Annotated in this window: 1 protein-coding gene; it reads left to right on the forward strand. The window is 43.9% G+C overall.

The features are described from left to right. A partial coding sequence (locus P3R27_RS14700; protein ID WP_301390191.1) for a phage tail spike protein occupies positions 1-510 on the forward strand: 510 nt, incomplete at both ends.

Here is a 510-nt window from a genome sequence, read left to right on the forward strand (position 1 = left end):
ATGTTGGTCCGGGTACTCGATCGAAGCGACAACGATTTGAAATCACTAAGATTACTAAACCTCAACACGGCATTATTTCTATTAAATGTGATCATATTTCACTTTTAACCGAAAAAACAGCACTAAATAAAGGACAGAAGCACACCGCCATTTCGGCGCAAGAAGCGTTGAATCAGTGGCGCGCTCTTTTAGTTCCTCAGCGTGATTTTAGCGTGTTTACGGATCTGACGACGGTCACCGCGATGGACTTTTCCGAAGTTGGCCATTTCGAAAGTGCCGCCGATGCCTTGGGCGGAAAGGAAGGTTCGATACTTCAAAATTACAACGGTGAATATATTTTCGACAACAACGAAATTCGTTTGATGCGAAATGGTGGAAGAGACACCGGTGTTGTCATAGCTTATGGCAAGAACTTGGTGGATCTCGTGCAAGAAGAATCAATCGAAAGTACCTACACATCAATTCGACCTTATGCTCGAGCAAATGAAGAAGGTGCCAGTGAGTTAGTTC

This window comes from Enterococcus spodopteracolus (assembly GCF_030441955.1).
Lineage (GTDB): Bacteria > Bacillota > Bacilli > Lactobacillales > Enterococcaceae > Enterococcus_B > Enterococcus_B spodopteracolus.